Genomic DNA, 26,255 nt, shown 5'->3' with positions numbered 1-26,255 from the left:
TCATGGATCAGGTGCCCAAGGCAATCTGCCGGTCGTGCTCGATCGTTTCCAGCATGGCGGCGCGCGTTCCTGACTCGTCACCATATTCGATGCGCTGGACCAGCATCTTGTGTTTGTCCAGGATGGCGACCAGCACCTCCTCCTCGGGCGTATCCACGAGCCGCTGGTAGGCGAAGGCGTGCGCAAGCTCGATCACGCCGTAAAGTGCGCGAATGAAGGGATTGTGAGCCGCATCCGCGATGATGCGATGCAGTTCGAAATCGGCCAGCGCAAAATTCTGCGGCGATGTGAGCGACGTCTCCATCTGCCGGATCCAGTAGAGCATCAGGCGGATCTGGTCGGCCGTGCGCCGCCGCGCCACCTCGGCCGCAGCAATCGGTTCCAGCGAACGCCGCACCTCATGCAGGCCGGAGAGAAATTCCGCATCCGGCGGCGCATCGAGATGCCAGGCCAGAACCTGCGGATCATAGAGGTTCCAGCGGCTTTTCTTGGCGACCTTGGTGCCAACCTTTGGGCGGGCTTCGAGGAGCCCCTTCGCTTCCAGCGTTTTCAAAGCTTCCCGCAGCACCGTGCGCGACACTTCGAAATCGGCCATGAGTTCGGCGTCGTTCGGGAGCGTCGTCCCGATCGGATAGCGGCCGGAGATGACTCCGGCCCCGATTTCATTGATCACGTGCGAATGGAAGTTACGTGCCGTCGACCGCCCGGACAGGGAGCGAAGAAGGCTCCCCGGCTCACTCATGCAGGGCCCTTCTTCAACCGAGCCCGCCCGGTCTGTGCGTTGAAGACCAGTTTCTGGAGCAGGATGAACATGAAGAGCAAGAACCCGATGGCGATTTTGGTCCACCAGCTGGAGAGTGTTCCGTCAAAGACGATGTAAGTCTGGACAAGGCCCTGCAGCATGACCCCGATCAGGGTTCCGAAAATGAAACCATAACCGCCCGTCAATAGGGTTCCGCCTATCACCACGGCTGCAATCGAGTCAAGTTCGATGCCCACCGCCGCCAAGGGGTAACCGGCAGAGGTGTAGAGCGAATAGACGATGCCCGAGAGACCGCCAAGGAAGGACGACAGGGCATAGATGCCGACAGTCACGCGGCCGGTCGGCACCCCCATCAGCGAAGCCGAGGTGGCATTGCCGCCAATCGCATAGACATAGGATCCGAAGCGGGTCTTGTGGGCGATGAAACCGCAGATCAGGAAGGTGCCAAGCATCAGCAGACCGATGGCGCTGAGGCGCCCGCCACCCGGTAGCTTGTAGTATAGGCTGGAAATCGTCCGGTAGAACTCGTGATCGATCGGGATCGAATCCTGGCTGAGAACCGACGCGAAACCACGGGCAAGGAACATGCCGGCCAGCGTCACGATGAAGGGCGGCACCTGCAGGAAGTGGATGACCGCACCCATAGAGGCACCGAAGGCGGCCGCCAGAACCAGCACGATGGCAAAGACCGCCAGAGGATGCATGCCGACCCAGGAAATCAGGATGGCGGTGACAACGCCGGTCAAGCCGATCACGGCACCAACGGAGAGATCGATCCCGCCGGAAAGGATGACAAAGGTGGCGCCGACGGCGGCAATCCCGAGAAAGGCGTTGTCGGTCAGGAAATTGCCGAAGACGCGTGTCGACCACATGCCGGGATACTGGAAGATGCACACGGCATAGGCGATCACGAAGATGAGGGTGGTCGCGGCGAGAGGGCGATAACGCGGATTCATCGTGCCTGTCCCGAAGTTTGGCTTGAAGTCTGGGTCGCAGGGGCGGCCGGCTGGCGAGGGCCGAACTTGCGTCCGAGCACCTGGGCGATCCGGGCGGACTGCAGCACCAGAATGATGATGATCATGCCGGCCTTGACGATCAGGTTGAATTCCGGTGGGAAACCCGACACGAGAACGCCCGTGTTCATGGCCTGGATGATAATGGCGCCAAGCACCGACATCGGAATGGAGAAACGACCTCCCAGCAAAGAGGTGCCGCCGATCACGACGGCGAGGATCGCATCGAGCTCAAGCCAGAGGCCGGCATTGTTGGCGTCCGCGCCACGGATGTCGGCGGCGGCGATGATGCCGGCCGTCGCGGCGCAGAAGCCACCAAAGGCATAGATGCAGAGAATGACGACCTTGCTGCGCAGACCGGTATAGTTCGCCGCCGACAGGTTGATCCCGATCGCCTCGATGAAGAGACCGATCGCGGTGCGGCGCATGAAGAGATGCGCGACAATCATCAGCACGATGGCAATGACGGCGGGCATCGGCAGGCCGAACAGCGAGCCGGTGCCGACGAAGATCAGCGCGGGGTCGGAGAAGGTCACGATCGACCCTTCGGTGATCAACTGTGCCACGCCTCGCCCCGCCACCATCAGCACCAGCGTCGCAACGAACGGCTGGATTCCGAGATAGGCGACAAGGATGCCGTTCCAGAGACCACAGAGGATGCCGACGGCAAGAGCGGCGAGAAGCGTCACGATCAGTGGCTGACCTGCAACCGCACAGGTCGCGGCAACAGCACCGGCAACCGCCATCACGGCACCGACCGACAGGTCCACGCCCTTGGTCGCGATGATCGCGGTCATCCCGATCGCGAGGATTGCGACAGGCGCACCGCGATTAATGACGTCGATGAGGCTGCCGAACAGACGACCATCCTGCCAGGTGATGTTGAAGAAGCCGGGAAAGACGACCCAGTTGAAAAACAGCACGCCGGCAAGCGCCAGGAGCTGCGGGGAAATGATGCGGGACATGGAAAGCCTTTTCATGCCTCGACCTCCGCCGGTTGGGCGGCAATGGTCTGGACGATGACGCCGGGAGTGATATCGGCGCCATGCAGTTCGGCGACCATTTTGCGATCGCGCATGACGACGACACGCGAGGAATAGCTGACGATTTCGTCGAGCTCGGACGAGATGACCACGAGCGCCAACCCGTCTTCCCGCAACCGGCTGATCATGCGCACGATCTCGGCATGGGCGCCGACATCGATGCCGCGCGTCGGCTCGTCGAGGATGAGGAAGCGCGGATCGGTGGCGAGCCAGCGGGCGAGGATCACCTTCTGCTGATTGCCGCCGGAGAGGAGCTTGACCGGCAGCTCGGCAGAGGCCGTGCGAATGTCGAGCGCCTCGATGAAATTGCCGGCGATCTCCAGCTGTTCGTCGCGGTTGAGCGCCTTGAACCAGCCGAGCCGCGCCTGCATGGCAATGACGATATTCTCGCGCACGGACAAATCGCCGAAGATGCCGTCGATCTTGCGGTCTTCCGGGCAGAAGCCGAAGCCGAGCTCGACGGCATCGCGCGGATTGCGCACCTGGCGCGTCGCGCCGTCGATCTTGATCGAGCCACTGTCGGCCTGATCGATGCCGAACATAAGCCGCGCCATCTCGGTGCGGCCGGACCCCAGCAATCCGGCCACACCGACGACTTCGCCTCGATGGATCTTGAGGTCGAAGGGACGCACCGTATTGGTCAATCCGAAGTTCTCGAACGTCATCAGCGTTTCGCCGACCTCGGCTTCTTCACCGACAACGTCGGGATGATGGAAGGCGAGATCCTTGCCCAGCATCATGCGGACCAGGCTGGTGCGGTCGAGCGAGGCAATGGCTTCCGTGCCGACAAGCCGGCCGTTGCGCAGGACCGTCACGCGATCGGAGAGTTCGAACACCTGGTCGAGGAAATGGGTGATGAAAACGATGGCCAGACCGCGGTCGCGCAGCTGTCGAATGATGCCGAACAGCTTCTCCACTTCGGACCGGTCGAGGCTGGCGGTGGGCTCGTCGAGAATGAGAACCTTGCCTGAAAGCTCCACCGCCCGCGCGATCGCGATGATCTGCTGCACGGCGACGGAGAAGGTGGAAAGCTCGGCCTTGACGTCGATATCGAGGCCGTAGGTCGCAAGAATTTCACGCGACTTGCGCTCCATCTGGCGCTTGTCGACCAGACCGAAGCGGCTGACCGGCTGCCGACCGATGAAGAGATTGTCGACGACGGTCATGTTCGGCAGGAGGTTCACCTCCTGGTAGACGGTACCGATGCCGAGCGCCTGGGCCTGCTGCGGCGTCGTGAAATTCACGGCCTCGCCATCGACCGTGATCGTCCCGCCGTCAGGAATATAAGCACCCGTGAGGATCTTGATCAGCGTCGACTTGCCGGCACCGTTTTCACCGAGCAAAGCGTGGATCTCGCCGCGATGGAACGCGATGTCGACCTTGTCCAGCGCCGTGTGATTGCCGAACGTCTTGATGATGCCCGCAGCGGCGAGCACGATGGATGGATTGTCGGTCATGTGCCTCTTCCCCCTCTCCCACGAAGCTATCTCCGGACGCGGTCCGATGAAAGCGGCAACGACCCCGTCACCAGGAAATGACGGGGTCGCTCCGGGAGGGTTACCTTAGTAACCGAGGCCCTTGCGGTTGTCGTATTCACCCTGCGGATTGTCGGCAGGGGTATACAGCTTGGATTCCGTGATGATGAACTTCTCGGGCTCCTTGCCGTCCTTCAGGAAGGCGTCGAGAGCGTCGAAGGCCGGACCTGCCATGTTCGGCGTCAGTTCCACGGTGGCATTTGCTTCGCCGGCCACCATGGCGGCGAAGATATCCGGAACGGCGTCGATCGAGACGACGAGGATGTCGGTGCCCGGCTTCAGGCCAGCGTCCTTGATGGCCTGGATGCCGCCGACAGCCATGTCGTCGTTATGGGCATACATCGCGCAGATGTCCTTGCCGCCATTTTCGGCCTTCAGGAAGCCTTCCATGACTTCCTTGCCCTTGGCGCGGGTGAAGTCACCGGTCTGGCTGCGAGCGATCGTGATGTTCGACTTGCCGGCAATGGCTTCTTCGAAGCCCTTCTTGCGGTTGATCGCAGGCGTCGAACCGACGGTACCCTGCAGTTCGACCACCTTGCACGGCTTGTCGCCGACCGTCTTGACCAGCCACTCGCCGGCAACGCGACCTTCCTTGACCTGGTCGGAAGCGACAGACGTCAGGTAAAGATCCTGCGGCGCGTCCACACCACGGTCGAGCAGGATGACCGGGATCTTGGCTTCCTTGGCTTCCGTCAGCACGTCTTCCCAACCGGTTGCGACAACGGGCGCAACGAGAATGGCGTCAACGCCCTGAGCGATAAAGCCGCGAAGTGCCTTGATCTGGTTTTCCTGCTTCTGCTGAGCATCTGCAAATTTTAGGGTAATGCCACGCTTTTCGGCTTCGAGCTTGGTGACGGAAGTTTCAGCCGCGCGCCAACCGGACTCGGAACCAATCTGAGAAAAACCGACTGTCAGATCTGCAGCCATGGCAGCAGTGCAGCTAAGTGCAATCACGCTCGCGCTAAGCGCGAGCTTGCGTACAATATTCATGATGTCCTCCCTAAGAAAGACACCGCCTCCACGGTGTCTGCCATTATGCATAGGCAAGAGTTTGCAACCTGTAAAGATGAAAAGTACTATTATATGTTGTGCACTGCAGCATGAATTGAGCCACCGTTCCTTGGCGCCACTTGATCACCTGACCTCAACGGTTGGCGCAATCTGACGCCGCAGCGCTCAGCCGCCGGAGGACGGGATGGCTCCCGCCCCCGGAAATAGCACCCCTAATTCTCGTAATGGCTTGTTAACCACGTTTGTTTATATGTGAACCCGCACGATGCCTGTGCCTCGGTGAGCGATTCGAAGCTCGATGTTCACGCAGCAGGATCTCGCGATGGCAGTAATTACGTTTGCCAACACCAAGGGCGGCGCCGGCAAGACCACGGCAGCCCTTCTCCTTGTCACCGAACTCCTTCATCGCAAATACCGCGTCTGTGTCATCGACGCCGATCCCCAGCGCTGGTTCTCGCGCTGGTACCAGGGCGCAAGGCTCCTGCCGAATTTCACCATCGAAACCTATGTTTCGGCGCCGACGATACAGAAGACCATTCACGAGCGGCGCAGCCAGTTCGATTTTGTCATCGTCGACCTGCCCGGCATTCAATCGCCGCTGCTGGCCGCGACTGTCGGTCTCTCGGACCACGTTCTCGTGCCGATCCAGGGCAGCAGCATGGACGCCCAGGGCGGCGCACAGGTCCTTGACCTCCTGCGTTACCTCGACCGCAAGGCCGGCCTCAGCATTCCCCATTCTGTGGTGCTGTCGCGCGTCAACCCGATGATCACCACGCGCTCGATGCAGGCGGTCAAGCGCCTGCTCTGTGAGCAGCAGATCCATGTCCTCGATACGCCGATTGCCGAACGCGCGGCCTTCCGCGAGATGTTCGACCTGAGCCGCCCGCTTCGCGACCTCCCGGAGGCACAGGGACGCAATATCGACAAGGCCGTGGCCAATGCCTCGGACTATACGAACGACGTTCTGGCCCTTGTTGCAGCAGGCACAAGTGCGCGATCTGCACCACTGGCAGAGCGCAACCTGAACCGGCTTGAATCGGCCGCCTGACCTTCCGCTCCACACAACCTTGACCTGCAGCTCCGCCCGGCGTGCTCACGCCCTCGCGTGAGAATTCGACGGGCGAGACTGTTCGAAAAGCGACAAAACTGTCGCTGCTGCATTTTCGCCCGATACCGTGACTAGGGTCCCGGCACCACGACGCATGATTCACGTCAATGTGTCCTGCCAAGATACCGAAAGGGACCCCAGGATGACGATTCACCGCAGGCACGACGCCCCTGCCGCCATAGTCTCGCCGTATTTGGCACTGGCCGAAGGCCCTCCACAGGCCGAAATCTTACCCCTAAGTCCTTCAATATCCATTTCCTCCGAAGCCAAAATGGCTTCGAATGAAACAGTTTCAGTATGCTCCAGATTGCAGCGCGACAGACCCGCAATCACGGGATTATTGAGCATTTCGTCAGCAACATACTGTTCTGATTTCACCTTTCGGGGCGATTGTGACAGCCGCCGCAGCGTGATGATGCTGCACAACAACAAATTGCCTTTAATTTTCGCGGCAGTGCAACATCTTGACACCCCTGCCGTTCTCTCTGAACATCGAGGGCAGAGCTAGTGGACGACGGGATCGATCGTACGGTTCCGATGGGTTCGAGGGATTTGTGGCATTGCCGAGAGATTGGAGCTGCAATGGAAAGCACTGGCAAAATTAGGGTTCTGGTATTGGACGACAATCCGGTGCTGGTGGATGGGTTGAACTTCCTGGTCAACTCGACACGTCAGCTATCAGCACTGACACTGAGCAACCGCGACCAGAAGTTGCAGGATGCAGTGATGCGGCTTGATCCGGATGTGATCGTCGCCGACCCCATGCACCTCGAGCGCACGCTGGAGGAATGCGACATGGGTCTGGAGACACTGCGGGAAAGGGCAAAACTGATCGCCTATTGTGACGTTCGTGATACGCGCCCCGGCGAAAGCTATGTCAGCCGCGGTTACAGCGGGGTGGTGACGAAGTCGGTGGCAAGTCCGAGGCTCTTGAGGGCGATCAAGAGCGTGCATGCCGGAGATGTGGTCATCGACGAAACCGTGCTTGCCCTCTCCGATCAGCGCCCGATTGGGCTCAGCCCCATTCAGCGGAAACTTTCGCTCAAGGAGGAATTCGTGTTGCGACACGTAGCGCTCGGTAAGGCGATGAAAGAGATCGCCGCCGATATCCAGCTTAGCGCCAAGACGGTCGAGACATACAAATATAGAGCAACCAAGAAACTCGACCTGAGAACGAGATCAGATATAGTGAGCTATGCGATCAGTGTTGGATGGCTTCAACACTAATATAAATTATCATTATTTTTGGTATGCCGCAGTTGAAAAGCTGCGGCTTATTTTTTGGGCGAAAATCTAATATTTGTGCATTGGGATTTTGTAGGCATTTTGTCAGGAATATTCCTGACAAATCTCCATTTTTCCTGACTTTGATACTGACAGAAGACCTGCCAATCCTAGGGCTGACATTAACAGATGTTAACCAACGGCGGGTCCCTGAGCGGGCCTGCCTCCAGGATAAGAGGCAGCAGATGGCTAGGATCAGCGTTTTCGGAATCGGGTATGTCGGCGTGGTGGCGGCCGCCTGCCTGGCAAAGGACGGCCATGAGGTCGTCGCGGTCGACATCGATCCGGCAAAGGTCGACACGATCAATCGCGGCAAGACACCGATCGTCGAGAAGGGCCTGGAGCCGCTGATCGAAATGACGGTCGCGAGCGGCAAGCTGCGCGCCACGCTCGACATCGACGAGGCGATTGCCGCGACCGACCTCTCCTTCGTCTGCGTCGGCACGCCGAGCGCTGCGGATGGCTCCGTCGGCCTGACCTATGTCGTGAAGGCCTGCGAAGCGATCGGCGCGGCCATCGCCCGCAAGGATGGCTTCCACTCCGTCGTCGTCCGCTCGACCATCGTGCCCGGCACGATGGACAAGGTCTGCATTCCGGCACTCGAAGCGGCCACCGGCATGATGGCTGGCACGGATTTCGGCGTCGGTTACTATCCGGAGTTTCTCCGCGAGAGCACCGCGATCGAGGACTATTACGATCCAGGCCTGATCGTCTTCGGCGCGATCGATGAAAAGACCGACGCGATCCTGCACGAGATCAATGCCGGCCTTCCCTGCGTCTGCCACTCGGTGCCGCTCGCAACGGCGGAAATGATCAAATACACCAGCAACTCTTGGCGCGCGGTCAAGGTCACCTTTGCCAACGAGATCGGCAATATCGCCAAGGCCTGCGGTGTCGACGGCCAGCAGGTGATGAAGATCCTGTGCTCGGATCTCAAGGTCAACATCTCGCCCTACTTCATGCGTCCCGGATTTGCCTTCGGCGGCTCCTGCCTGCCCAAGGACGTGCGTGCGCTTCGCCACCTCGCCAAGGAAGCCCATGTCGAGAGCGCCCTGCTTGATGCGGTTCTCGAGGCCAACGAGGCCCAGATCGACCGCGCCGAGACCATGGTCTCGCAGATGGGTGGCCAGACCGTCGGCATGGTTGGCATCAGCTTCAAGACCGGCACCGACGATCTGCGCGAAAGCCCGCTCGCAAGCCTTGCCTCGCGGCTGATTGCCAAGGGTTATGATCTCAAAATCTACGACCCCTTCGTCCAGCAGGCCTATACCGAGGGCATGAGCGGCGCCGGGCGCGGCAATGATACCTCGATCGACCTGAAGAACCGGCTTGTCGGCGAGCTCGATGACCTCATCGACACCTCCGACGTCATCCTGGTCGGCAACCACTATGCCGAGGCCATGCCGGCACTGCAGAAGTCGAGCGACACGATCCCGATGGTCGACTTGTTGCGCATCAGCCCCGGCATCCGATCGTCCGGCACCTACCAGGGCATTTGCTGGTAAGGAGCGCCCAGATGTTGGCCCACGTCATCTATCTCCTGTCCATGACGATCCTGGCGCTCAGCGTGCCGCACCCGACCGTGTCAGCGGTCTCGGGCACCCTGATCACCGTCGGTCTGATCGGAGCCTGGCGTTATGCCTGGGCCGGGATCAACCTGGCGCGGGCCGCCTATTACCTGACATTCGCCTATCCTCGGCGGCGGCGTCTTGCCGCCGAGGCCTATGTCGCGCGGGGCCTCAGGGATCACGCCTATTTCCTCGTGACCACCTACAAGATCGCACCTGATATCTCGACCCGCGTCTACCGCTCGATCTTCGAAGCGGCCTACAACGCGGCCGGCGGCGCGACCATCGTCGCCTCGATCGTCGACGAGGCCGATGCCCGTCTGATCCGCCGTGTCATGGAATCCGTCGCCGCCCGCCATCCCGAAAGCCAGGCCATGGTCGGCCTGAAGATCGACAAGATCGCCGGCACCGGCAAGCGCGATGCGCTCGCAACCTCGCTGCGCTCGATCGCAAGGCTCAACCCGGGCCGCAACGACATCGTCGTCTTCGTCGATGGCGACAGCTGCGTGCCGATCGATGTCGTCGATTGCAGCCTGCCCTTTTTCACCGATCCGGCGGTCGGCGCCGTCACCACCGACGAACTCAGCGATACGCAAGGCGGCCGCCTGTTCCGCGACTGGTTCGACCTGCGCTTCTCCCAGCGTCACGTGATGATGTCGTCAATGTCGCTCAGTGAGCGCGTGCTGACGCTGACCGGCCGCATGTCAATCTTCCGGGCAAGCCTCGCAACGGATCCCGGCTTCGTTGAACTCGTTCGTCACGACTTCATCGACCACTGGCGCCTCGGTCGTGTCAACTTCCTGACCGGCGACGACAAGTCCACCTGGTTCTGGCTGCTGCAGCGCGGCTACAAGATGCTGTACCTGCCGGATCTCTGCACCCTGTCGATCGAGACCCAGCCCTATCCCAGCTTCTTCGGCTCGGCGATCGTGCTGATGACCCGCTGGTTCGGCAACATGCTGCGCACCAATGGCCGCGCGCTTGCCCTGCCCGCCTCGCAGATCGGCTACTTCACCTGGTGGTCGGTGCTCGATCAGGCGCTCTCGATCTGGACGACGCTGGCCGGCCCCGCCAGCATCCTGCTCGCTGCCTTCTTTGTCAGCCCGTGGATCCTGCCGATCTACTTCGCCTGGGTCATGTTCACCCGTTACGGCTTCTGCACCGTCATCATGGCGTTCCGCGGCCGCAGCTTCCCCGTCACCTTTCCCTTCCTGCTCTATTTCAGCCAGGTCGGCGGAGCCGTGGTGAAAAGCTTCATCCTCTTCCGCCTCGACCGCCAGAAATGGACCCGTCAGGCCGCGTCCGGCAGCCGCAAACCCGTTCCCGTCGAACAGCGCTGGCGCGCCCTCAGCTCCACCTACATGCACTGCCTTGCCCTCGGATGGCTCATCCTCGGCGTGGCCTATGTCGGCAACATCATCTAACCCCGAAGGATCGAGACCATGGACATCGATACGAAAGCCGCCCGAGACGCCGCTCCCCAGGGCTTTGCGCAGCAGCCCACCAGTTTCCCGGTCCTGCTGGACAACGGGACGGAGCATCCGAAAACCAACATTCCGTTCGCCGCCATCATCGATGGACGTCACTACAACGGCCAGAGCCTCTCGCTCGTGTCTGCCACCGTCTCCGGGCTGGCTGGCCCCGAGCTGGAAGGCAAGGAGCGGATCGCCGTCCTGCGCTTCGACTTCGACGGCTACACGATCTCCCTGCAGGTCGATGTTCGCATCAGCCGCACGCATGCCGAGACCGGGGAGTTGCGCCTCGATTTCCTGGAACCGACAGGCGAACATCTGCCGACGCTGCGTTACCTGCTGAACAGCCACATCGCCGGCGACATTACCTCGGTCGACGGCATCATCAGCCTGCGCGAGCGGGCAGCTGTTGCAGGCGGCAAGAAACAGGGCAGCCAGGCGACGCTCGGCAATTTCATCGGCCGCACTGTCAAGGTCGTGGCAACTGTGGCGCTCAGCCTGACCCTGGCCGGCGTCGCGGTGAAACTGGTCTATGAGCGCGTCTTCTCCAAGGAAGTGCAGCAGCTGGCCGTCCTCTCCACCGGCGGCCAGGCACTCAGGGCCGTCGCCAGCGGCCAGATCTCCTATCTCAATCTCGGCGCCAAGCGGGGCGAGGTGCTCTACACGCTGCAGTCCATCTCCGGAACGACGCTGAGCATCAACATGCCCTGCGACTGCAAGGTCCTGCCGATGAATGCGGGCGAAGGCTCGACCGTGATGGCCGGGGACACCATCGTCGAGGTCATCGACAAGGCAACGGCACCGGTCGTCCAGGCGGTCGTTACGGCAGAACAGGCCAAGCAGCTCGTCGCCGGCGACATCGCCGAACTCAGCCTGGCCGACGGTCAGGTCGCCTTCGGCACGCTCGCCCGCGATGCCCAGGCGCTGAAACCCGTTGGCAACCAGGGGGAAGTTCGCGCTCTCATCGCACCCCAGGCGGATCTCGGTGAAGCGGCGATCGGCGCACCGGTCTCTGTCCGCATCATCAACCGGCACATTTTCGCCGCCAGGCAGAAGGTCGCCCAATGGTTCGACGCCAAGTCGACGAGCTGATCGACCCGTCTAGGCAGACTATCCGCGCAATCACTCCAAAGAGTTTTCAGGAGCAGCCATGTTAGACGTTCACCCTCTCATCCTCTGCGGCGGCATCGGCACACGGTTATGGCCCCTCTCGCGCACGGAACACCCCAAGCAGTTCCAACGCATCGACGGCAATTCCGAAACGACCTTCTTCCACGCAACCGTCGAGCGCCACCGCGCCCCCGGTTTCGCCGACCCGATCGTCGCTGTCAGCAGCGCCCATGTCGCGACCGTTCTGCAACAGCTGAACGATCTGAAATGCCCTGCGCGCGTGATCGCAGAACCGATCTCCCGCAATACCGGCCCCGCCGTTCTGGCGGCGGCGCTCACGCTCGCCAAGACCGATCCGGCCTCGCTGATCTGCGTCATACCGTCCGACCACATCGTCAAGGGTGATCTGCCCGCGAATGTGCTGGCCGCCCGTAAGGCCGCCGAACACGGCCATATCGTGCTCTTCGGTGTTCCCCCGGAATACCCGGAAATCGGCTATGGCTACATTGTCGATGGCGGTGAGTTGGAAACGCTGACCTGCGCCCGCAAGGTATCGAGCTTCATCGAAAAGCCACCGGTCGAGGTCGCGACTGCCCTCATTGATGCAGGCGGCGCTTACTGGGCCTCCGGCATCAGCCTCTTCCGCGCCGATGTCCTGATTGGCGAATTCCAGCGGCTCGACCCGACCACCTATGATGCCGTGAAGGCATCGCTGGAGCTGGCGCGACCAACGGACCATGCAATCTACCTGAATGCAGAAGCGCTGATGCCGGCGGCCAATCTACCGACCGAATCCATCGTCTTCGAACATTCGCCCCGCACGGTGATTGCACCGCTGCTGGTCGCCTGGAGCGATGTCGGTGCCTGGAACGCCCTGCACCACATTGCCGAGAAGGACGAGGACGGCAATGTGCTGAGCGGCGACGTCATCAGCATCGACACGCGCAACTCCTATGTCCGGGCATCGAGCAAGCTGGTGGCCGTTGTCGGCATGGATGACGTCGTCGTCGTCGACACGGACGACGCGCTCCTCATCACCACCCGCGACCAGGCCCAGCAGGTCAAGCAGATCGTGAAGAAGCTCGAAACGATCAAGCGCCGGGAACTGGCCCAGCACATGCGCAACCAGATGGCCTGGGGCGAGGTTCGCCGCGTCCAGAGCGGCCCCGGCTACGAGCTGCGCATGATGACCCTGCGCCCCGGCACCATGCTGCCGATGGCCGAGAACCCGGCTGTCCACCGGATGGTCACCGTCACAACCGGTTCCGGTCTTCTGAAGACCGGGACCCAGACCCGGCCGCTCCGGGTCGGCGACAATTTCGAAGTGGCAGCCGGCGACAGCGCTGCGATCTATTGCGGCCCGGAAGTCGAAATGCAGCTCGTCGAAGTGGTCTGCGACGTCGCCGTCGAAGCCATCGACGCGCCTGTCACCCTGCAACTCGTGCACAGCTGAGGAAGACCGATGCGAAAGGGTCTTCCCATTCTCCTCGCATTTCTGCTGGCTTCGACGGCGACCGGCGCGCGCGCCGAACGCATTGGCCATGCAGATCTTGCGCGATTGACCCACACTGTCGGTGAAATCGGGCGGCGCCTGACGCCAGCCGATGCCCGCAAAGCGGATGCGGCCTCGCTGTTGTCAGGTCGGCTGGCAGACATCGCGGCGAAGGGTGACTGGCAGGCTCCATCGCTCGATGCGATTACGGGCAAGCCGACGCTGCACACGATCCCGGTCGACTTCATGCTCGCACAACTGCGGCTGCAGACCGGTGGCCGCTTCGAGACGGACACGCAGAAAGCCATGTCGGACCGGGCGGCCCCCGCTCTCTTCATCCGTGGCGGCGCGATTGGGCTCGACGAACTCGCCGCGCTCGCCGAAGCACAGCATCCGGGTGCCATCGAACGTCGGGGAGACACCTATGTCGCCCATTGGCCGATTGTCATCTGGTCCGATGCAGGCCTCGTCCTGAGCGAGGGGCAGAATCTGAAGCTGTCCACCCGCGAAGGTGCCTTCATCCTGAACTCGGGTCTTTTCACTATCGACCGGGCAAGCCTTGGCTCGACGTCGGAAAAGAATGCCGACATGCCGGAATTCAGACCCTTCCTGGCGACCGCAATGACAGGTGCCGTCCAGGCGCGGGAGGCCCGGTTCTCCGACCTGGGTTATGGTGAGAGCAGCGTGACGAGCGGCCTATCGATCGTGGGCGCCGCGCTCTATCCGGCCAAGCTGCGAACCAGCTTCACCGACAGCAGCTTTGCCGGGCTGAAAGCGGTCAGCCTCGAAAACACCCGCGACATCTCGGTCGTCGGCAATCGTTTCCAGGACATGACCGGCCCGGCAATTGCGCTGAGTGGTGTGACGCGCAGCCATATTCTCGGCAATGTCGTGACCGGCACCCGCACCGCCCAGGCAATCGACGTGCAGAACAGCACGTCTGCGGTCGAGATCGCGGGCAACATCATTCTCAACAATCGAGGCAGCGGCGTCTTCGTCGCCAACAACACACGTGATGTCACGATTGCCGCCAATCTCTTCTCCGGAAACGGCCGCGGCGGCGTCTCCGTCGTCCGCAGCACCTGCATCGACGTGTCCGGCAATGTCATTCTTTCCAATGCCCAGGTCGGCATCAAGATACGGTCGAGCGATGCGCTCAGCCTCTCCGGCAATGACCTGATCGGCAATGCCGGCGCCGGCATCTCGATCCTCGACCAGCAGCGGGACACGCTGATCACGGTCGAGGACAACGCATTCTCAGCCAACAAATCCGGCTTGTTCGGTGGCTCCGCCAGCGAAGTGGCCCTTGATGCCAACGACTTCGCCGGCCAGTCGCCGATCCTGCTGGACGGCGAGTTTGCAAGCTACGTACCCCAACTTCTGAGCGCCTCCTCCGCAGCCGACGGCGCCGGCAAAGCTTTCACCATCCACCCCAACGCAATCTCGACGACCGGGCAGAAAGCCCGGCCCGACTGCAAGACTGGGAGCTAGTTCATGGTCTTTTCCTCCGAGACTTTCCTCTTCCTGTTCCTTCCGCTGTTCCTGCTCGCCTACTACCTGACGCCGGAACGCCTGCGGTCCTGGACGATCCTCATCGGCTCCTACATCTTCTATTGCTGGTGGCGGGCCGACTTCCTGCTGCTCTTCATTGCGGTCACCGCCTGGGCCTATGGCTGCGGCCTGTTGATAGACCGATGGGAGGGACAGGCCCGCGCCAAGACGACGCTCATCATCGGCGTCATCGGCTGCCTGATCGTTCTCGGCATCTTCAAGTACCTGAACTTCTTCATGGACAGTTTCGCGGCCCTGATCGGCACGACGCCGGAAGAACTCGGCTACCACTGGCAGCTCATCCTGCCGATCGGCGTGTCCTTCTACGTCTTCCACGCCATCGGCTACATCGTCGACGTCTACCGCAAGGATACGCCGGCAACGCGCAGCTTCGTCGACTTCGCCGCCTTCATGGCCCTCTTCCCCCACATGATCGCCGGCCCCGTCCTGCGCTTCCGTGACCTGACCGACCAGTTCATCAAGCGCGAGCACTCCCTGCCGATCTTCACCTCCGGCCTCTACATCTTCACCATTGGCCTCGCCAAGAAGGTGCTGATCGCCGACACCGTTGCCCCGATTGCCGACCAGGCCTTTTCCATGGCCAATCCGACCGCCGTCGAATCCTGGCTCGGCGCCATTGCCTACATGCTGCAGCTCTATTTCGACTTCTCCGGCTATTCCGACATGGCGATCGGTCTCGCCCTGATGATGGGCTTCCGCTTCAAGCAGAATTTCAACACGCCCTATCTCAGCCTGTCGATCACCGAGTTCTGGCAGCGCTGGCACATCAGCCTCTCGACCTGGCTGCGCGACTACCTCTACATCCCGCTCGGCGGCAATCGCAAAGGCTCGGCCCGCACTTACGTGAACCTCTTCCTGGTCATGCTGCTCGGTGGCCTGTGGCATGGCGCTGCCTGGACTTACGTCATCTGGGGTGCCTGGCACGGCGGCTGGCTGGCGATCGAGCGTTACACCGGCTGGGCCAAGAAGGCACCGCCGCGCATGATCTCCCTGCCCATCACCCTGGTCTTGGTCCTGATCGGCTGGGTCATGTTCCGAGCCGCCAATGTCGAAAGCGCTTTTACGGTCTATGGCGGCATGCTTGGTCTGAACGGTGTCATGCCCGGCATCGAATTCCTCGCCAATGTCACCCGCGAAAACCTGGTCTTCCTGGTGCTGGCGATCATGGCAGTCTTTGCCGAACCCTACTTCAAGAAGCTGACCGACGCCGAGATTTCGGCGGAAGCCCACGGCTTCCAAGTGACCGGCAACGGTGTCGCGGTTGCCCGCCCCTCGCTCGCCTACCCGATCGCCATGAGCCTGCTGCTCGTGGTCACCGTCGCCCGGCTGTCCGAGCAATCGGTCTCGCCCTTCCTCTACTTCCAGTTCTGACGGGAGATTGAACATGGCCAACCTTCGCCAGCATACTGCAACACTGCTGCTGCCGACCGTCTTCTTCGGTTACGCGATCTATGCCAACTCGACCATGCTCTTTACCCCGCCGGCGGATGCCAAGGGAGGAAAGATCAACGATCTCTCGCTCTCCTATGTCATCGACGGCGAGGCGACCCGCGATCTCGATGCGCTCTACAAGAGCGAACTGCCCCACCGCGATCCCGCCGTCGGCGTGATCGGCAACGCCCGCTACGCCCTTCTCGGCTCCGGCCGCAAGGGTGTGATCATTGGCGATGAAGGCTGGTTCTTCACCGGCGAAGAATTCAAGCGCGTCAAGCCCACCGACATCGAGAACGCCGTTGCCAGGATCGATGAGGTGCGGGCGCGGCTCGCGGAGGCCGGCATCAAGCTTGTCATGGTTCCCCTGCCGGCAAAGTCGGACATCTATGCCGAACACCTGCCGGAGGTGATGCGCTCGGATGCCATGTCGGTCGCCTATTCAGACTTTTCGACCGCCCTGAAAGCAAAGGGAATGACCGTCGTCGACACGCGTGCAGCCATGCTTGCCGCCAAGCCGTTCGGGGAGCTGTTCCTGAAATCCGACACCCATTGGACGCCGACGGGCGCCAAGGTCACCGCAGAAGCGGTGCAATCGACACTCCAGCAGTCGGGCATTTCGCTGCCCTCCGAAACCGTGACGGCCAGCTGGCAGACGCCGGTCGACATCTGGGGCGACCTGACAACCTACATCACCTCGCCGGACTATGCCCCGCGTGCCGGCCTGAAGCAGGAAAACATCCCGATCTACCGCACCGCGGTCAATGTCGAAGCGGAAGGGACCGATCTCTTCGGCACCGAGACGAAGGTTCCGGTCATGCTGGTCGGCACCAGCTACAGCGCCAATGAAAACTGGTCCTTCGTCGACTTCCTGCGCCAGTCGCTGGTGACGGATGTCGTCAACGTGGCGAAGGAAGGCCTCGGCCCCGGCGTTCCGATGATGGATCTTCTGGAGGGGTCTGCGCTTGAGGATACGCAGCCGAGCGTCGTCGTCTGGGAATTCCCGATCCGCTACCTTGGCACGCCGACGCTCTGGGAGCGCAAGAGCCAGGCTGGAACCGGCGGCCATCATGGCGGCGTGGGAGACAGCAATGTCTGATCACGCCCGGAAACTGCGCCCCTGCAGCACCCTGCTCATGACCCTGTTCAGCGGCCTCCTCGTGGCAGCAGCACCTGCAGAGGCGGTGACACCTTTCTTCTCGACAAAGAAAATCGAGCCCGCGAAGCCGGTGAAGAAGAAGACCATGGGTCCCGCCTCGCATCTGCCGCTTGCTTTGCAGGCGACGCGCAAGAACCTGCTCGCCGGCAAGCGCGTCACCTACAAGCAGCTTCAGGCCCTTGCCGACGCCGGCGACGGGGTGGGCGCCTTCAAGCTAGCCGAACGCATCCAGAAGCAGGCCGATCCGACGCTCGCCACGGACGCGCTGCACTACTACGCGCTCGCCGCCTATGACGGTCGCGGCTATGCCGTGCGCCACATGCTGACCATTCTCGCCGACGACCGGCTGGTATTATCCCCGTCGCATCTGGCAAGCGCGGAGGCCGCTCTCCGCACCCAGGCGAAGAAGGGCAATGAGGTCGCGGCGGAGGGGCTGATCAAGCTCTACAGCCAGGGTCGGCCCTTCGGCGAAAAGCGCGCGGAACTGGAAGCGCTGCTCGCATCCGGCGCCGGCAAGAAAAACGGCGACATGGCCTTCCGGATGGCGGTGATGCTGCTCTCCCAACCGGGTCGAACGGCCGAACAGACCGAGCAGGCCGCACGCTATCTCGGCATTGCCCGCGACAAGGGCAGCGTCGGCATGAAGGCCGCAGCAGGCAATCTCTTGGCGCAATTGACGGAGCCGGCCACCGGCACGAACGCGGAGGTTCAACAATGACCAGAACACGCAAACACGCCTATCTCTTCGGCACGGCCTTTTCCGTGCTGAGCTTCGGCATGGCGATCGACGCCCTGGCCTCGGATAAGGACGACCCGGCGCAGGCGCAGTCCTCCTTCGGCTGCAGCGGTCTCGAGGATGTGTCCGAACTGCAGATGATCGAGGGCAAGGACGGCATGTTTTTCCGTATCCTCGCCGACCTGCGCCTGCAGCACGCCTTCACCGACCAGACCGTCGACAACCTGGCGGCCATGGCCAAGGCGCTGGAAAAGAACGGCACGACACTGATCTACGTGCCGCTTCCGACCAAGTCCCAGGTTCTGCCTGAGCTGGTCCCGGCGCGCGCCTCGCTTTATGGCTTCGATGCCAACATCGCTGCCGAGATCTATGACGACGTCGTGCGCCGTCTCGAGGCAAAGGGCGTGGCGGCGGTCGACATCGCGACGCCGATGCGCGGCAACAACCGCAACCAGTTCGGCGAATACGCCTTCTTCCAGGCCGACTTTCACTGGACCGCCCATGGCGCGGGGATCGCAGCCAAGGCGATCGCCGAGAAAATCAAGACCCTGCCTGCCTATGAAGACGTGAAGCCGGTCGGTTTTGCCATGCAGGAGGTCAAGCCAGAGCCGGAATATTCGAGCATGCGCGAACTGTTGCAGAAGCACTGCGTCACCCATGTGCCGACCGTGACAGCCCATGCCTATCAAGCCGTGCGCGAGGAAGCGGCGGCCGATGCAGGCTCGATGGACATTTTCGGCGGCGGTGAAGAGGCGACCATTGCGCTTATTGGCACCAGTTACTCGGACAAGCCGATCAGCAACTTTGCCGGCTATCTCGAACATTGGAGCGGCATTCCCGTCGACAACTATTCGATCTCGGGCGGCAACCAGTTCGGCTCGATCCTCTCTTACATCACCTCGCGGGAGTTCCAGGAGCAGCGCCCGCGCTTCATGATCTGGGAGAACCCGATCTACAACAACCTGGGACAATACGGGGGCGCTCCCTGGTCCGAAATCGTCGCAGCCTCGCTTGGTGACTGCGGAACCTCCGTCGACGTCAAGCCGGTCGACGAGAAGAGCGTGGCAGGGGACCTGTCGTCGCTGAAGCTCGGCCAAGACGATGTGCTGCTTGCCGATATCGGCAGCGATGTCAGCCGCAATGTCACTTTCACCTTCACCGGCGCGGACGGCACCGTCCGGACGCGCTCCATGGAACGCGGCGACCGCTTGCGCGCAACCGGTCGCTACTTCCTCTCGCTCGGCGGAATCCCGGCTGATGCCTTCGGCAAGGTTTCCGTCTCCTTCGACGCCCCGGTCGGCGAAACGACCGCCCTATCGGTCTGCAAGACCAAAACAGGAGAACAGTCATGAAGACACACAACACCCCGATCCTTGCCCTCGTCTCTGTTGCAGCGACTCTCGCCTTCGGGATGCAGGCGCATGCCGATGACGGCGGCCTCTACGCAAAACCGCTCGACCCCAACTCGGCTTTCGTCCGCGTCATCGCACCCGGCGCTTCCAGTGCAACGGTCAGCTCCAGTTCATTCAGCCAGTTGGCCGATGGTGTCTCGCCGTATGTTGCCGTGGCCCCAGGTGACATCGCCGTGACCGCGAGCGGTGGCCAGGGCAGCGTGAAGGCCGCCGCTGGCAAGTTCTACTCTGCCATCCTCACCGACGACGGTGTCGTCACCATCGAGGACGACATGACCAAGAACCCGTCCAAGGCGACGCTCAGCCTCTACAATCTGACCGAAAAGGCCGGCATCGATCTCTTCGTGCCACAGGCCGGCGCCGAAGCGGTGTCCGACGTGGACAGCGGCGCCTCCAAGTCGGTCGCCCTTCGGGCACCGCTGAATGTCGATCTCGTCGTGCGCGAAGGCGACAAGGAGATCGCCAAGCTCGACAAGGTCGAGTTCAAGCGGCTCGCCGGCGTCACCGTTGTCGTCACCGGCACCGGCGACAAGGTCGACGCCATCGCCGTGCCCAGCACCATTTCTCGCTAAGTCCCAAAGACAGCTTTCCGGAGGTTTATCATGACGATTGCAAGACTGGCGAAATCGCTGCTGATGGCAGGCGTGATGACGATAGCCGCCGGATCGCCTGGGAGAAGTGCGCCCATCGACGTCCGGTTCATGCCGCCGGACGTCGAACTGCCCAAAGCGCCGATCTGCAGCCCGCCCGTGCGCGACGAAGATATGATCGCGGACTGGACCGCCTGGGATCGCAAGAAACTGCCCAAGCGCGAGGTCTATACCATCTCGCGCGACATGAACCGGCTGCGTGACCTCGATGCCCGCCGCTATGAACCGATCATCAGCCGCATCCAGGAACTTATGCCAACGATCAAGGCGAACTACGGCGAAAAGGATGCCCTTTTCGACAAGGTCAAACTGATGCTGGCGATGGGCGCGAACGATCAGGTCGTGCAAGACGGCCTTGTCCAGAAACTCCTCGACATGGGTGGCCATCCGGCGGGTTCATTGAACACGCTCGCCGACTTCCTGATCGACGGCAAAGGCATTGCGGCCGACCGTAAGGCAGGTCTCAAACTCAAGGTCGAAGCCGCCTATGGCGGCAATTCCGACGCGATCCTCGACCTCGCACGGATGACGAAGGATGGCGAACAGATAGACGGCTGGCAGATCGAGCCGGAACTGGCCGTCAACATGGCCTTCGGCACCCTTGTCGGCGTGCTCGATGAAGGGATCTGCGATCGCATCGGCCGCGTGGCCCGCGAATATGATGGCGGTCAGGTGGTGGTTCAGAATCCGAACCTGAGCCTCGCCTGGTACCGTTTCGCCGCCGACCTCGGCGACACGACGGCTGCCTGGAAGGTGGCGGAATACAATCTGCTGAGCGAGAAAGTGGTCAAGGACAATGAGGTTCTCGTCAAATATCTGAAAAAGGCGGCGGACGGCGGCAACATGTCTGCGATCCTCGAAATGGGTCGCCTCTATGCCGAAGGTGCCCTTGTGCCGCAGGATCGGGAGAAGGCCTTTGCCTACTTCAAGACCGCCGAACAACAGGGCAACCAGGCGGGCCTGATCAAGCAGGCACAATTGCTCGAACAGACCAAGGATACGTCACCGCAGGATGCGGCAGCCTATGAGGAGATCCTGCACAAGCTGATCGAACGCAACGATCCGCCCGCCTGGGCCTTCACCAGGCTTGCCCGCGTGATCCAGACCCGCGACGGCCTGTGGAAGTCCGCACCGACCGTTCGCCCGCTTCTCGAGCAAGCCGTGAAGCGCGGCGACATCGAAGGTGGCATCGATCTGGCCGAACTTCTGCTGCGCACCGACCTGAAGCCGGAGACGATTGCCCGCTCGACGGACCTCCTGACCAATGCCACCCACATCAATGGTGACATCAACGCAATCGCCAAACTGCAGCGGGTCTATCTCTGCGTCGATCCGGCAGGGCCCGATTTTTCGACCGCCGACTACTGGTCGAACATCGAGGCGGGCGCCGGCAACAAGACGCTCGACCTTGCCCCCGACCAGATCGACCAGTTGCCGGCCCTCAAGGATCCGCTGGTCATCGCCGCCATCCAGACCCAGGCGCTGTACGGGCGTGCCAGCGCATTGGCGCTCTATCAGCGCTACCTGAAGGGGGCCGGCTATTCCGATCAGGTTCTGAAGTTCTGGGCAGAACGGGCCGAAGTACGCCGCGGCGCAACGGTCGAAGCCGCCTTGCTGGAATTCAAGCAGAACCTCGAAAAGGGCAACGTCAACGAGGCGAGACGCACGATCCAGCAGACCGGCGAAGGCATGACCGTCGATGCCGGGCTGAGCTTTGCACGCTTCCTGGTCAAGAACTACGCGAGTGACGGGGAAAGCATGGCCCTTGCGCGCGAGATTCTCTCGCCGCTGGCAGCAAGCGGGTCTGGCCGCGCGGTGAAACTGCTGGAGGAAATCAGCGGGCCGGCTCTCGATGCCCCCTCCTCGCCGCTCGACACCTATGCCGCCGTCATGCGCGACCGCGGCGACATGGCAGCCCAGCTGCTGCTGGCCGAGAACGCCAAGAGCGATGCCGACCGCAGGCTCTACTACGACCGCGCCGTCAGCACCCAGCGTTGCGACTACGATGACAGCATGGCGCTGGCAGAATTCGCCATGCGTCATCAACCCGACGACACCCAGCATTGGCTGGACATCGCCTCGCACATTGCCGGTGACGATGCCTGGCGCAAGGTGAAGATCGGCGACATGTACATGGCGCTGAACACACCGGAGATGCAGGACACAGCACTCAAGCTCTATGCCGAAGCCCGTGACGAAGGCGAGCCGGCCGCGTTCTATCGTCTGGTCAAGCACTATGCCGACAATACCGCGACCGCTTACGATCCGAACAAGGCGAGCGACATCTTCGTCGATCTCGTGGCCCGGTCCGAGCCGGAGACTGTGACCGACAAGCTGGTGATGTTGTCGAACATGAAGCCGGAAATTCGCCGCATCGTGTCACAGCGCATCGACATCAAGGACCTCTATCACAAGTCGGCCGAACTGGGCCAGCCGGTCGCCATGCGTGAACTCGCGAAGCTGCTGCGTGACGACCAGAAGGACAGCAAGGCCGTATTTGCGTCGTTCGACTGGCTGAAAAAAGCCGCGGAAGGCGGCGATGGTGAAGCGATGTTCCTGCTGTCTCAGGCTTACGCCTATGGCTCCGGAACCAAGCCGGCGCTGGACGCCGCACAACACTGGATGGCCAAGGCCGCAGAGGCTGGCTTCCCACAGGCAGCTTACGTGCTGAAGCTCAACAAGGCCGGAACGGAGGGTTGATCATTTGACGCATGGAAAAACACACAGGCTCACCCTGATCACGGCAACATCGCTCGTCGTCTTCGGCACCGCCCTCGGCGGCGGCGGCACCGCACAGGCGGCCGAGCAAACCTGCTTCCCGGCACCGAAACCCGTCATGAGTCTGGGTTTCGGCAGCCGTTACGAAGCAGCATCAAAGTCGCGCTCGGACATCGACGAAGACAGTGATGCAAAGGTGACGAAGGCGTTGAAACCCATCGACGAATTCATCCAGGATCTCGCCCAACAGGTCTCCAAGGCCGGCGCAGAGAAGGATGTCGCCACCCGCCGGCTTTATCAGCGCTGTGTCATCGACAACGTCTATGCCTGGGCGAAAGCCGATGCCTTGAACGACATGCGCACGCCCAATGCCAAGCTATCGGTCCCCTCGCGCGTCGGCGGCATCGCGATCGCCTATGCCGAGGCGCGAAACCAGGTCCCCGGGCTTGGCGACAAGCAGCGAACGATCGAGGCCTGGCTGCTGAAAAGGGCGCGCGAGACCGTCTATTTCTTCGACAACGAGGCGACGAAGGGCGCATCCCGCAACAACTTGCGCGCCTGGGCAAGCCTGGGGGTCGGCGAGGTGGGCATTCTCACCGAAGATCGGGCGCTCGTGGATTGGGCGATCATGAGCAACCGCACGATGATCGAGGGTGCGGCACCTGACGGCAGCCTGCCTTTGGAAATGAACCGCATGCGGTATGCCCTGCACTACCAGTTGCACGCCATGACGCCGCTGGTCGCTTCAGTGGCAAGGCTCTGCGACGCAGGTTACGGCAAAGGCGGCGCGGACTTTGGAAAGCTCGGCACCATGGCCCATTTTTCCGTCAATGCGGTAAAGGACCCCAAGATCGTCCAGAAGATCAACGGCAAGAGCCAGACCGTGAAGCCAGGATTGAAGCCAAACCTGTCATCGCTTGCATGGCTGGAGCCTTATCTGGCACTCAGCGATGATGGGGCCATGGAAAAGGAGTTCGTCTCGCTCAGGCCGCTCAACAATTCGAAGCTCGGAGGCAATCAGACGGCGCTGTATGACGGACGGCGGATCAGTTGCGCCATAACGGTGCAGAACTGAACGCGCCTCTTATTCCGACGACAGCCGGATACGGTGATTGATGAGAGGCGCTTCGGCGCGGACAGTTTCGGCTGCCGACTCTTCGGGTCGACAGTCGTCCTTCCACTCGGCAACTTCAAGCGACACCAGCGTGCGCACCGCGTCGGCCGAAAAGGCGCGTCCATGCGTTCCGGCAAGCGCATCCTTCAGGCGCCCGAGCAGCTCTTCGGTCTGGGTATTCGGGGATTGCGTGACCACGATATTCCTCCGACATCATCCTGCGCCAAAGATGGGAATTGCGAAAGCGCCATGGGAGGAGAATTGCGCCTGAAATCTTTAAAAAGTCGCAATTCTTCGTGAGCGCACCCCTCAGGTGTGCCCCGTTCTGTCAGCATGGCAAACAAAGTATGACGAACAGCACTCAGGCGAGCGCATCCCCGCGATAAGGGGAGAAGGCTGGCGGCAAGTCCGCCAGCCGCGTGTATCAGGCGGCCATGCCCCAGGACGACGGATCGTCTTCGCCGAACATGCGCTCAAGGCTGAGGAAGCAGATCATGCTCTTGTCGTGCGCAATGATGCCGTCAGAGAAGGCAGCACTCGGACCGGTCGCAGCCGGGAGCGGCTGCAGCGTGCTGCCGGCCACGGTCAGGATGTCGGAAACGCCATCGACCAGCAGGCCGACGGTCATGCCGTTCACTTCGGTCACGACAACGGCGCTGCGCTCGGTCGCCTGGGCAGCCGGCATTCCGAGCTTCACAGCCAGGTCGACGATCGGAATGACGGTGCCACGCAGGTTCATCACGCCGAGAACTTCATAAGGAGAGTGGGGAATGGGCGTGACCGGGGCCCAGCCGCGGATTTCGCGGATCGACGTGGTCTTTACGCAGAATTCCTGTTGGTGAAGGCGGAACGCGATGATCTCGAGGGCATCTGCGGCATTCGACGTCTGGTTCATCTGGGGTCCTCCCGCGGAAAGCTTCCGTCACTTTCCCTGTCAATCGATGGCTCCGGCAACGCGCTATGACCCGACCGAAGCTTGTGGTGCACAACTGGAATTACTCTACGCACCAGCACTTAATGAACTTCTAAATTTATGTACGAATTCCGCGTGTCGGTGAAAAATTCAACCGGTTAAATTGGGCGTGGCGCTTATTTCGGCCAGAATGCGATAATGTGCCATCTGGCCGGCGCCCCAGGTGGAAAACTCCGTCACAAAAGCCTCAGACACCGACTGCACCTTCCCTGCCCTAGTGATAAAAATCCCGCTTTCCGCCGCATCTGCAAGCACGTTGCCAACGTGCTGACGCGACACCTGGAAACGCTGGGCGAGTGCGTCGTAGCTAAGCGACAGCTGCCAGTCCCAGCCGTTGCGCTGAGCAAGGTGACAGCCCATGACGGCACAGAGGATCAGGTATCCGCTGTCGCGACCGGTGAAATCCACAACAGTGCCGAAGGGGCCGAAAAGCACATCCTGCTTCTGGTAGTGCATGACCGAATGGCCAACCAAGGACGCCAGCCTGTACGGATCGGCCTGAAGCTGCTCCGCCGGCGGCGGATTGGATGGCCTAAGCCGTTCCAGGGCCGCGAGAAAGGCGAGTGGAGATCGCGCCACCTCCAGAATCAGTGCGGGTGTGGCGCGCAACGCGATCATTCGGCCATCCGAGGCGCTCCGCTCTGCGACCACATAGCCGCCGGCCCGCAAGCCGGCAATCAGATCGCTTACCTGACGCGAACTGCCTGGCACCACCGCCTGGAGATCCGTCAGGCTCGGTTGCGGTCCCAGCCCCATGCGAAAGCGCACATCAAGACCGATCAGCATGTAACAGGTAAGGTAACGCATCTTCTGGGCGAAGATCTTGTTTGCCGGCCATCGAAACGCGCTGGGCTCCGCCATGCTGCGGCAATAGCTCAGCAAGGCCTCGTCAAAACCATCATGCTGCAGAAAAGCGATGGCATCCTGCCACACGTTCAGACGCAGATGCGGCTCGATGCGCGGATGGATCGGGCGGCTCCGCTTCCCTGCCGTGGCCTGTGCATCGTCCATGACACCACTCCCTGCAATCGACCCGCCTAACATGACGATTCGCAAGACGGCGTCGATTGCAAGTTCTTGCACTGGCACTG

At 61.6% G+C, this 26,255-nt stretch carries 23 protein-coding genes; 14 read left to right on the top strand and 9 right to left on the bottom strand.

Features of this window, described 5'->3' with window-relative positions:
• Window positions 1–7: 7 nt before the first annotated feature.
• The 5 genes from DMY87_RS15365 to ytfQ form a co-directional block, all read right to left on the bottom strand.
• Window positions 8–742, bottom strand: coding sequence for a FadR/GntR family transcriptional regulator (locus DMY87_RS15365; RefSeq protein WP_110792498.1), 735 nt, complete (start codon window positions 740–742; stop codon window positions 8–10).
• On the bottom strand, window positions 739–1,719 hold the full coding sequence (yjfF, locus tag DMY87_RS15360) for a galactofuranose ABC transporter, permease protein YjfF (RefSeq protein ID WP_110792497.1): 981 nt from the start codon (window positions 1,717–1,719) through the stop codon (window positions 739–741). Before yjfF ends, DMY87_RS15365 begins: the two co-directional genes overlap by 4 nt.
• On the bottom strand, window positions 1,716–2,756 hold the full coding sequence (locus tag DMY87_RS15355; protein WP_110792496.1) for an ABC transporter permease: 1,041 nt from the start codon (window positions 2,754–2,756) through the stop codon (window positions 1,716–1,718). The genes yjfF and DMY87_RS15355 overlap by 4 nt, the downstream gene beginning before the upstream one ends.
• Window positions 2,753–4,276 carry a sugar ABC transporter ATP-binding protein gene (locus DMY87_RS15350; protein ID WP_110792495.1) on the bottom strand — a complete coding sequence of 508 codons (1,524 nt, stop codon included), beginning with the start codon at window positions 4,274–4,276 and terminating at the stop codon, window positions 2,753–2,755. The genes DMY87_RS15355 and DMY87_RS15350 overlap by 4 nt, the downstream gene beginning before the upstream one ends.
• 105 nt (window positions 4,277–4,381) lie before the next feature.
• Window positions 4,382–5,338: a galactofuranose ABC transporter, galactofuranose-binding protein YtfQ gene (gene ytfQ, locus DMY87_RS15345; protein WP_110792616.1), complete on the bottom strand. Its 957-nt coding sequence runs from the start codon at window positions 5,336–5,338 to the stop codon at window positions 4,382–4,384.
• 349 nt (window positions 5,339–5,687) lie between these two features.
• On the opposite strand from ytfQ, the gene DMY87_RS15340 reads away from it, so the two are divergent.
• On the top strand, window positions 5,688–6,413 hold the full coding sequence (locus DMY87_RS15340; RefSeq protein WP_110792615.1) for a ParA family protein: 726 nt from the start codon (window positions 5,688–5,690) through the stop codon (window positions 6,411–6,413).
• Window positions 6,414–6,623: 210 nt separating this feature from the next.
• Here the strand turns inward: DMY87_RS15340 and DMY87_RS24055 are convergent, their stop codons facing one another.
• Window positions 6,624–6,899 (bottom strand): hypothetical protein, encoded by a 276-nt coding sequence (locus tag DMY87_RS24055; RefSeq protein ID WP_133253025.1) that lies wholly within the window; start codon window positions 6,897–6,899, stop codon window positions 6,624–6,626.
• A gap of 156 nt (window positions 6,900–7,055) precedes the next feature.
• Between DMY87_RS24055 and DMY87_RS15335 the strand changes: the two genes are divergently transcribed.
• From DMY87_RS15335 to DMY87_RS15275, 13 genes are all read left to right on the top strand, one after another.
• The gene (locus DMY87_RS15335) at window positions 7,056–7,700 is read left to right on the top strand and encodes a helix-turn-helix transcriptional regulator (protein ID WP_110792494.1); all 645 of its coding nucleotides are present in this window, start codon (window positions 7,056–7,058) and stop codon (window positions 7,698–7,700) included.
• A 242-nt stretch (window positions 7,701–7,942) separates the two neighbouring features.
• Entirely contained in the window at window positions 7,943–9,262 is a 1,320-nt protein-coding gene (locus tag DMY87_RS15330) for a nucleotide sugar dehydrogenase (RefSeq protein WP_110792493.1), read from the top strand.
• An 11-nt stretch (window positions 9,263–9,273) separates the two neighbouring features.
• Complete coding sequence (locus DMY87_RS15325) at window positions 9,274–10,749, top strand: glycosyltransferase (protein WP_110792492.1); 1,476 nt, start codon at window positions 9,274–9,276, stop codon at window positions 10,747–10,749.
• Between the two features lie 18 nt (window positions 10,750–10,767).
• The gene (locus DMY87_RS15320; RefSeq protein ID WP_110792491.1) at window positions 10,768–11,889 is read left to right on the top strand and encodes a biotin/lipoyl attachment domain-containing protein; all 1,122 of its coding nucleotides are present in this window, start codon (window positions 10,768–10,770) and stop codon (window positions 11,887–11,889) included.
• Between the two features lie 58 nt (window positions 11,890–11,947).
• Complete coding sequence (locus tag DMY87_RS15315) at window positions 11,948–13,360, top strand: mannose-1-phosphate guanylyltransferase (protein ID WP_110792490.1); 1,413 nt, start codon at window positions 11,948–11,950, stop codon at window positions 13,358–13,360.
• 9 nt (window positions 13,361–13,369) lie between these two features.
• Window positions 13,370–14,890 carry a right-handed parallel beta-helix repeat-containing protein gene (locus DMY87_RS15310; RefSeq protein ID WP_110792489.1) on the top strand — a complete coding sequence of 507 codons (1,521 nt, stop codon included), beginning with the start codon at window positions 13,370–13,372 and terminating at the stop codon, window positions 14,888–14,890.
• 3 nt (window positions 14,891–14,893) lie between these two features.
• The gene (locus DMY87_RS15305) at window positions 14,894–16,342 is read left to right on the top strand and encodes an MBOAT family O-acyltransferase (protein ID WP_110792488.1); all 1,449 of its coding nucleotides are present in this window, start codon (window positions 14,894–14,896) and stop codon (window positions 16,340–16,342) included.
• A gap of 13 nt (window positions 16,343–16,355) precedes the next feature.
• Window positions 16,356–17,501 (top strand): alginate O-acetyltransferase, encoded by a 1,146-nt coding sequence (locus DMY87_RS15300; protein WP_110792487.1) that lies wholly within the window; start codon window positions 16,356–16,358, stop codon window positions 17,499–17,501.
• Window positions 17,494–18,279 carry a hypothetical protein gene (locus DMY87_RS15295; RefSeq protein ID WP_110792486.1) on the top strand — a complete coding sequence of 262 codons (786 nt, stop codon included), beginning with the start codon at window positions 17,494–17,496 and terminating at the stop codon, window positions 18,277–18,279. The genes DMY87_RS15300 and DMY87_RS15295 overlap by 8 nt, the downstream gene beginning before the upstream one ends.
• Window positions 18,276–19,649, top strand: a complete 1,374-nt coding sequence (locus DMY87_RS15290; RefSeq protein WP_110792485.1) for an alginate O-acetyltransferase AlgX-related protein — start codon at window positions 18,276–18,278, stop codon at window positions 19,647–19,649. The genes DMY87_RS15295 and DMY87_RS15290 overlap by 4 nt, the downstream gene beginning before the upstream one ends.
• Complete coding sequence (locus tag DMY87_RS15285; protein WP_110792484.1) at window positions 19,646–20,281, top strand: alginate O-acetyltransferase AlgF; 636 nt, start codon at window positions 19,646–19,648, stop codon at window positions 20,279–20,281. The genes DMY87_RS15290 and DMY87_RS15285 overlap by 4 nt, the downstream gene beginning before the upstream one ends.
• A gap of 30 nt (window positions 20,282–20,311) precedes the next feature.
• Complete coding sequence (locus tag DMY87_RS15280; RefSeq protein ID WP_110792483.1) at window positions 20,312–23,059, top strand: tetratricopeptide repeat protein; 2,748 nt, start codon at window positions 20,312–20,314, stop codon at window positions 23,057–23,059.
• A 4-nt stretch (window positions 23,060–23,063) separates the two neighbouring features.
• Window positions 23,064–24,152 carry an alginate lyase family protein gene (locus DMY87_RS15275; RefSeq protein ID WP_245408931.1) on the top strand — a complete coding sequence of 363 codons (1,089 nt, stop codon included), beginning with the start codon at window positions 23,064–23,066 and terminating at the stop codon, window positions 24,150–24,152.
• Between the two features lie 9 nt (window positions 24,153–24,161).
• On the opposite strand, the gene DMY87_RS15270 is transcribed toward DMY87_RS15275, so the two are convergent.
• The 3 genes from DMY87_RS15270 to DMY87_RS15260 form a co-directional block, all read right to left on the bottom strand.
• Complete coding sequence (locus tag DMY87_RS15270; RefSeq protein WP_110792482.1) at window positions 24,162–24,389, bottom strand: hypothetical protein; 228 nt, start codon at window positions 24,387–24,389, stop codon at window positions 24,162–24,164.
• Window positions 24,390–24,615: 226 nt separating this feature from the next.
• Window positions 24,616–25,086 (bottom strand): chemotaxis protein CheW, encoded by a 471-nt coding sequence (locus tag DMY87_RS15265; protein ID WP_110792481.1) that lies wholly within the window; start codon window positions 25,084–25,086, stop codon window positions 24,616–24,618.
• Between the two features lie 168 nt (window positions 25,087–25,254).
• Window positions 25,255–26,175, bottom strand: a complete 921-nt coding sequence (locus DMY87_RS15260; protein WP_110792480.1) for a MarR family transcriptional regulator — start codon at window positions 26,173–26,175, stop codon at window positions 25,255–25,257.
• Window positions 26,176–26,255: the final 80 nt, after the last annotated feature.

The organism is Peteryoungia wuzhouensis (genome assembly GCF_003205195.1).
In the GTDB taxonomy this organism is placed as follows: Bacteria; Pseudomonadota; Alphaproteobacteria; order Rhizobiales; family Rhizobiaceae; genus Allorhizobium; species Allorhizobium wuzhouense.
Note: the sequence above shows the minus strand (reverse complement) of the source record. Positions and strands in the feature narration are given on the sequence as shown.

Excerpts from the sequence above, each read along its gene's own strand:
- DMY87_RS15290 (WP_110792485.1), top strand. The coding sequence starts at position 18,276 with ATGACCAGAACACGCAAACACGCCTATCTCTTCGGCACGGCCTTTTCC.
- DMY87_RS15295 (WP_110792486.1), top strand. The coding sequence starts at position 17,494 with ATGTCTGATCACGCCCGGAAACTGCGCCCCTGCAGCACCCTGCTCATG.
- DMY87_RS15325 (WP_110792492.1), top strand. The coding sequence starts at position 9,274 with ATGTTGGCCCACGTCATCTATCTCCTGTCCATGACGATCCTGGCGCTC.
- DMY87_RS15365 (WP_110792498.1), bottom strand. The coding sequence starts at position 742 with ATGAGTGAGCCGGGGAGCCTTCTTCGCTCCCTGTCCGGGCGGTCGACG.
- DMY87_RS15315 (WP_110792490.1), top strand. The coding sequence starts at position 11,948 with ATGTTAGACGTTCACCCTCTCATCCTCTGCGGCGGCATCGGCACACGG.
- DMY87_RS15280 (WP_110792483.1), top strand. The coding sequence starts at position 20,312 with ATGACGATTGCAAGACTGGCGAAATCGCTGCTGATGGCAGGCGTGATG.
- DMY87_RS15320 (WP_110792491.1), top strand. The coding sequence starts at position 10,768 with ATGGACATCGATACGAAAGCCGCCCGAGACGCCGCTCCCCAGGGCTTT.
- DMY87_RS15300 (WP_110792487.1), top strand. The coding sequence starts at position 16,356 with ATGGCCAACCTTCGCCAGCATACTGCAACACTGCTGCTGCCGACCGTC.
- DMY87_RS15340 (WP_110792615.1), top strand. The coding sequence starts at position 5,688 with ATGGCAGTAATTACGTTTGCCAACACCAAGGGCGGCGCCGGCAAGACC.
- yjfF (WP_110792497.1), bottom strand. The coding sequence starts at position 1,719 with ATGAATCCGCGTTATCGCCCTCTCGCCGCGACCACCCTCATCTTCGTG.
- DMY87_RS15330 (WP_110792493.1), top strand. The coding sequence starts at position 7,943 with ATGGCTAGGATCAGCGTTTTCGGAATCGGGTATGTCGGCGTGGTGGCG.
- DMY87_RS15305 (WP_110792488.1), top strand. The coding sequence starts at position 14,894 with ATGGTCTTTTCCTCCGAGACTTTCCTCTTCCTGTTCCTTCCGCTGTTC.
- DMY87_RS15355 (WP_110792496.1), bottom strand. The coding sequence starts at position 2,756 with ATGAAAAGGCTTTCCATGTCCCGCATCATTTCCCCGCAGCTCCTGGCG.
- DMY87_RS15285 (WP_110792484.1), top strand. The coding sequence starts at position 19,646 with ATGAAGACACACAACACCCCGATCCTTGCCCTCGTCTCTGTTGCAGCG.
- DMY87_RS15350 (WP_110792495.1), bottom strand. The coding sequence starts at position 4,276 with ATGACCGACAATCCATCCATCGTGCTCGCCGCTGCGGGCATCATCAAG.
- DMY87_RS15310 (WP_110792489.1), top strand. The coding sequence starts at position 13,370 with ATGCGAAAGGGTCTTCCCATTCTCCTCGCATTTCTGCTGGCTTCGACG.
- DMY87_RS15265 (WP_110792481.1), bottom strand. The coding sequence starts at position 25,086 with ATGAACCAGACGTCGAATGCCGCAGATGCCCTCGAGATCATCGCGTTC.
- DMY87_RS15260 (WP_110792480.1), bottom strand. The coding sequence starts at position 26,175 with ATGGACGATGCACAGGCCACGGCAGGGAAGCGGAGCCGCCCGATCCAT.
- DMY87_RS15335 (WP_110792494.1), top strand. The coding sequence starts at position 7,056 with ATGGAAAGCACTGGCAAAATTAGGGTTCTGGTATTGGACGACAATCCG.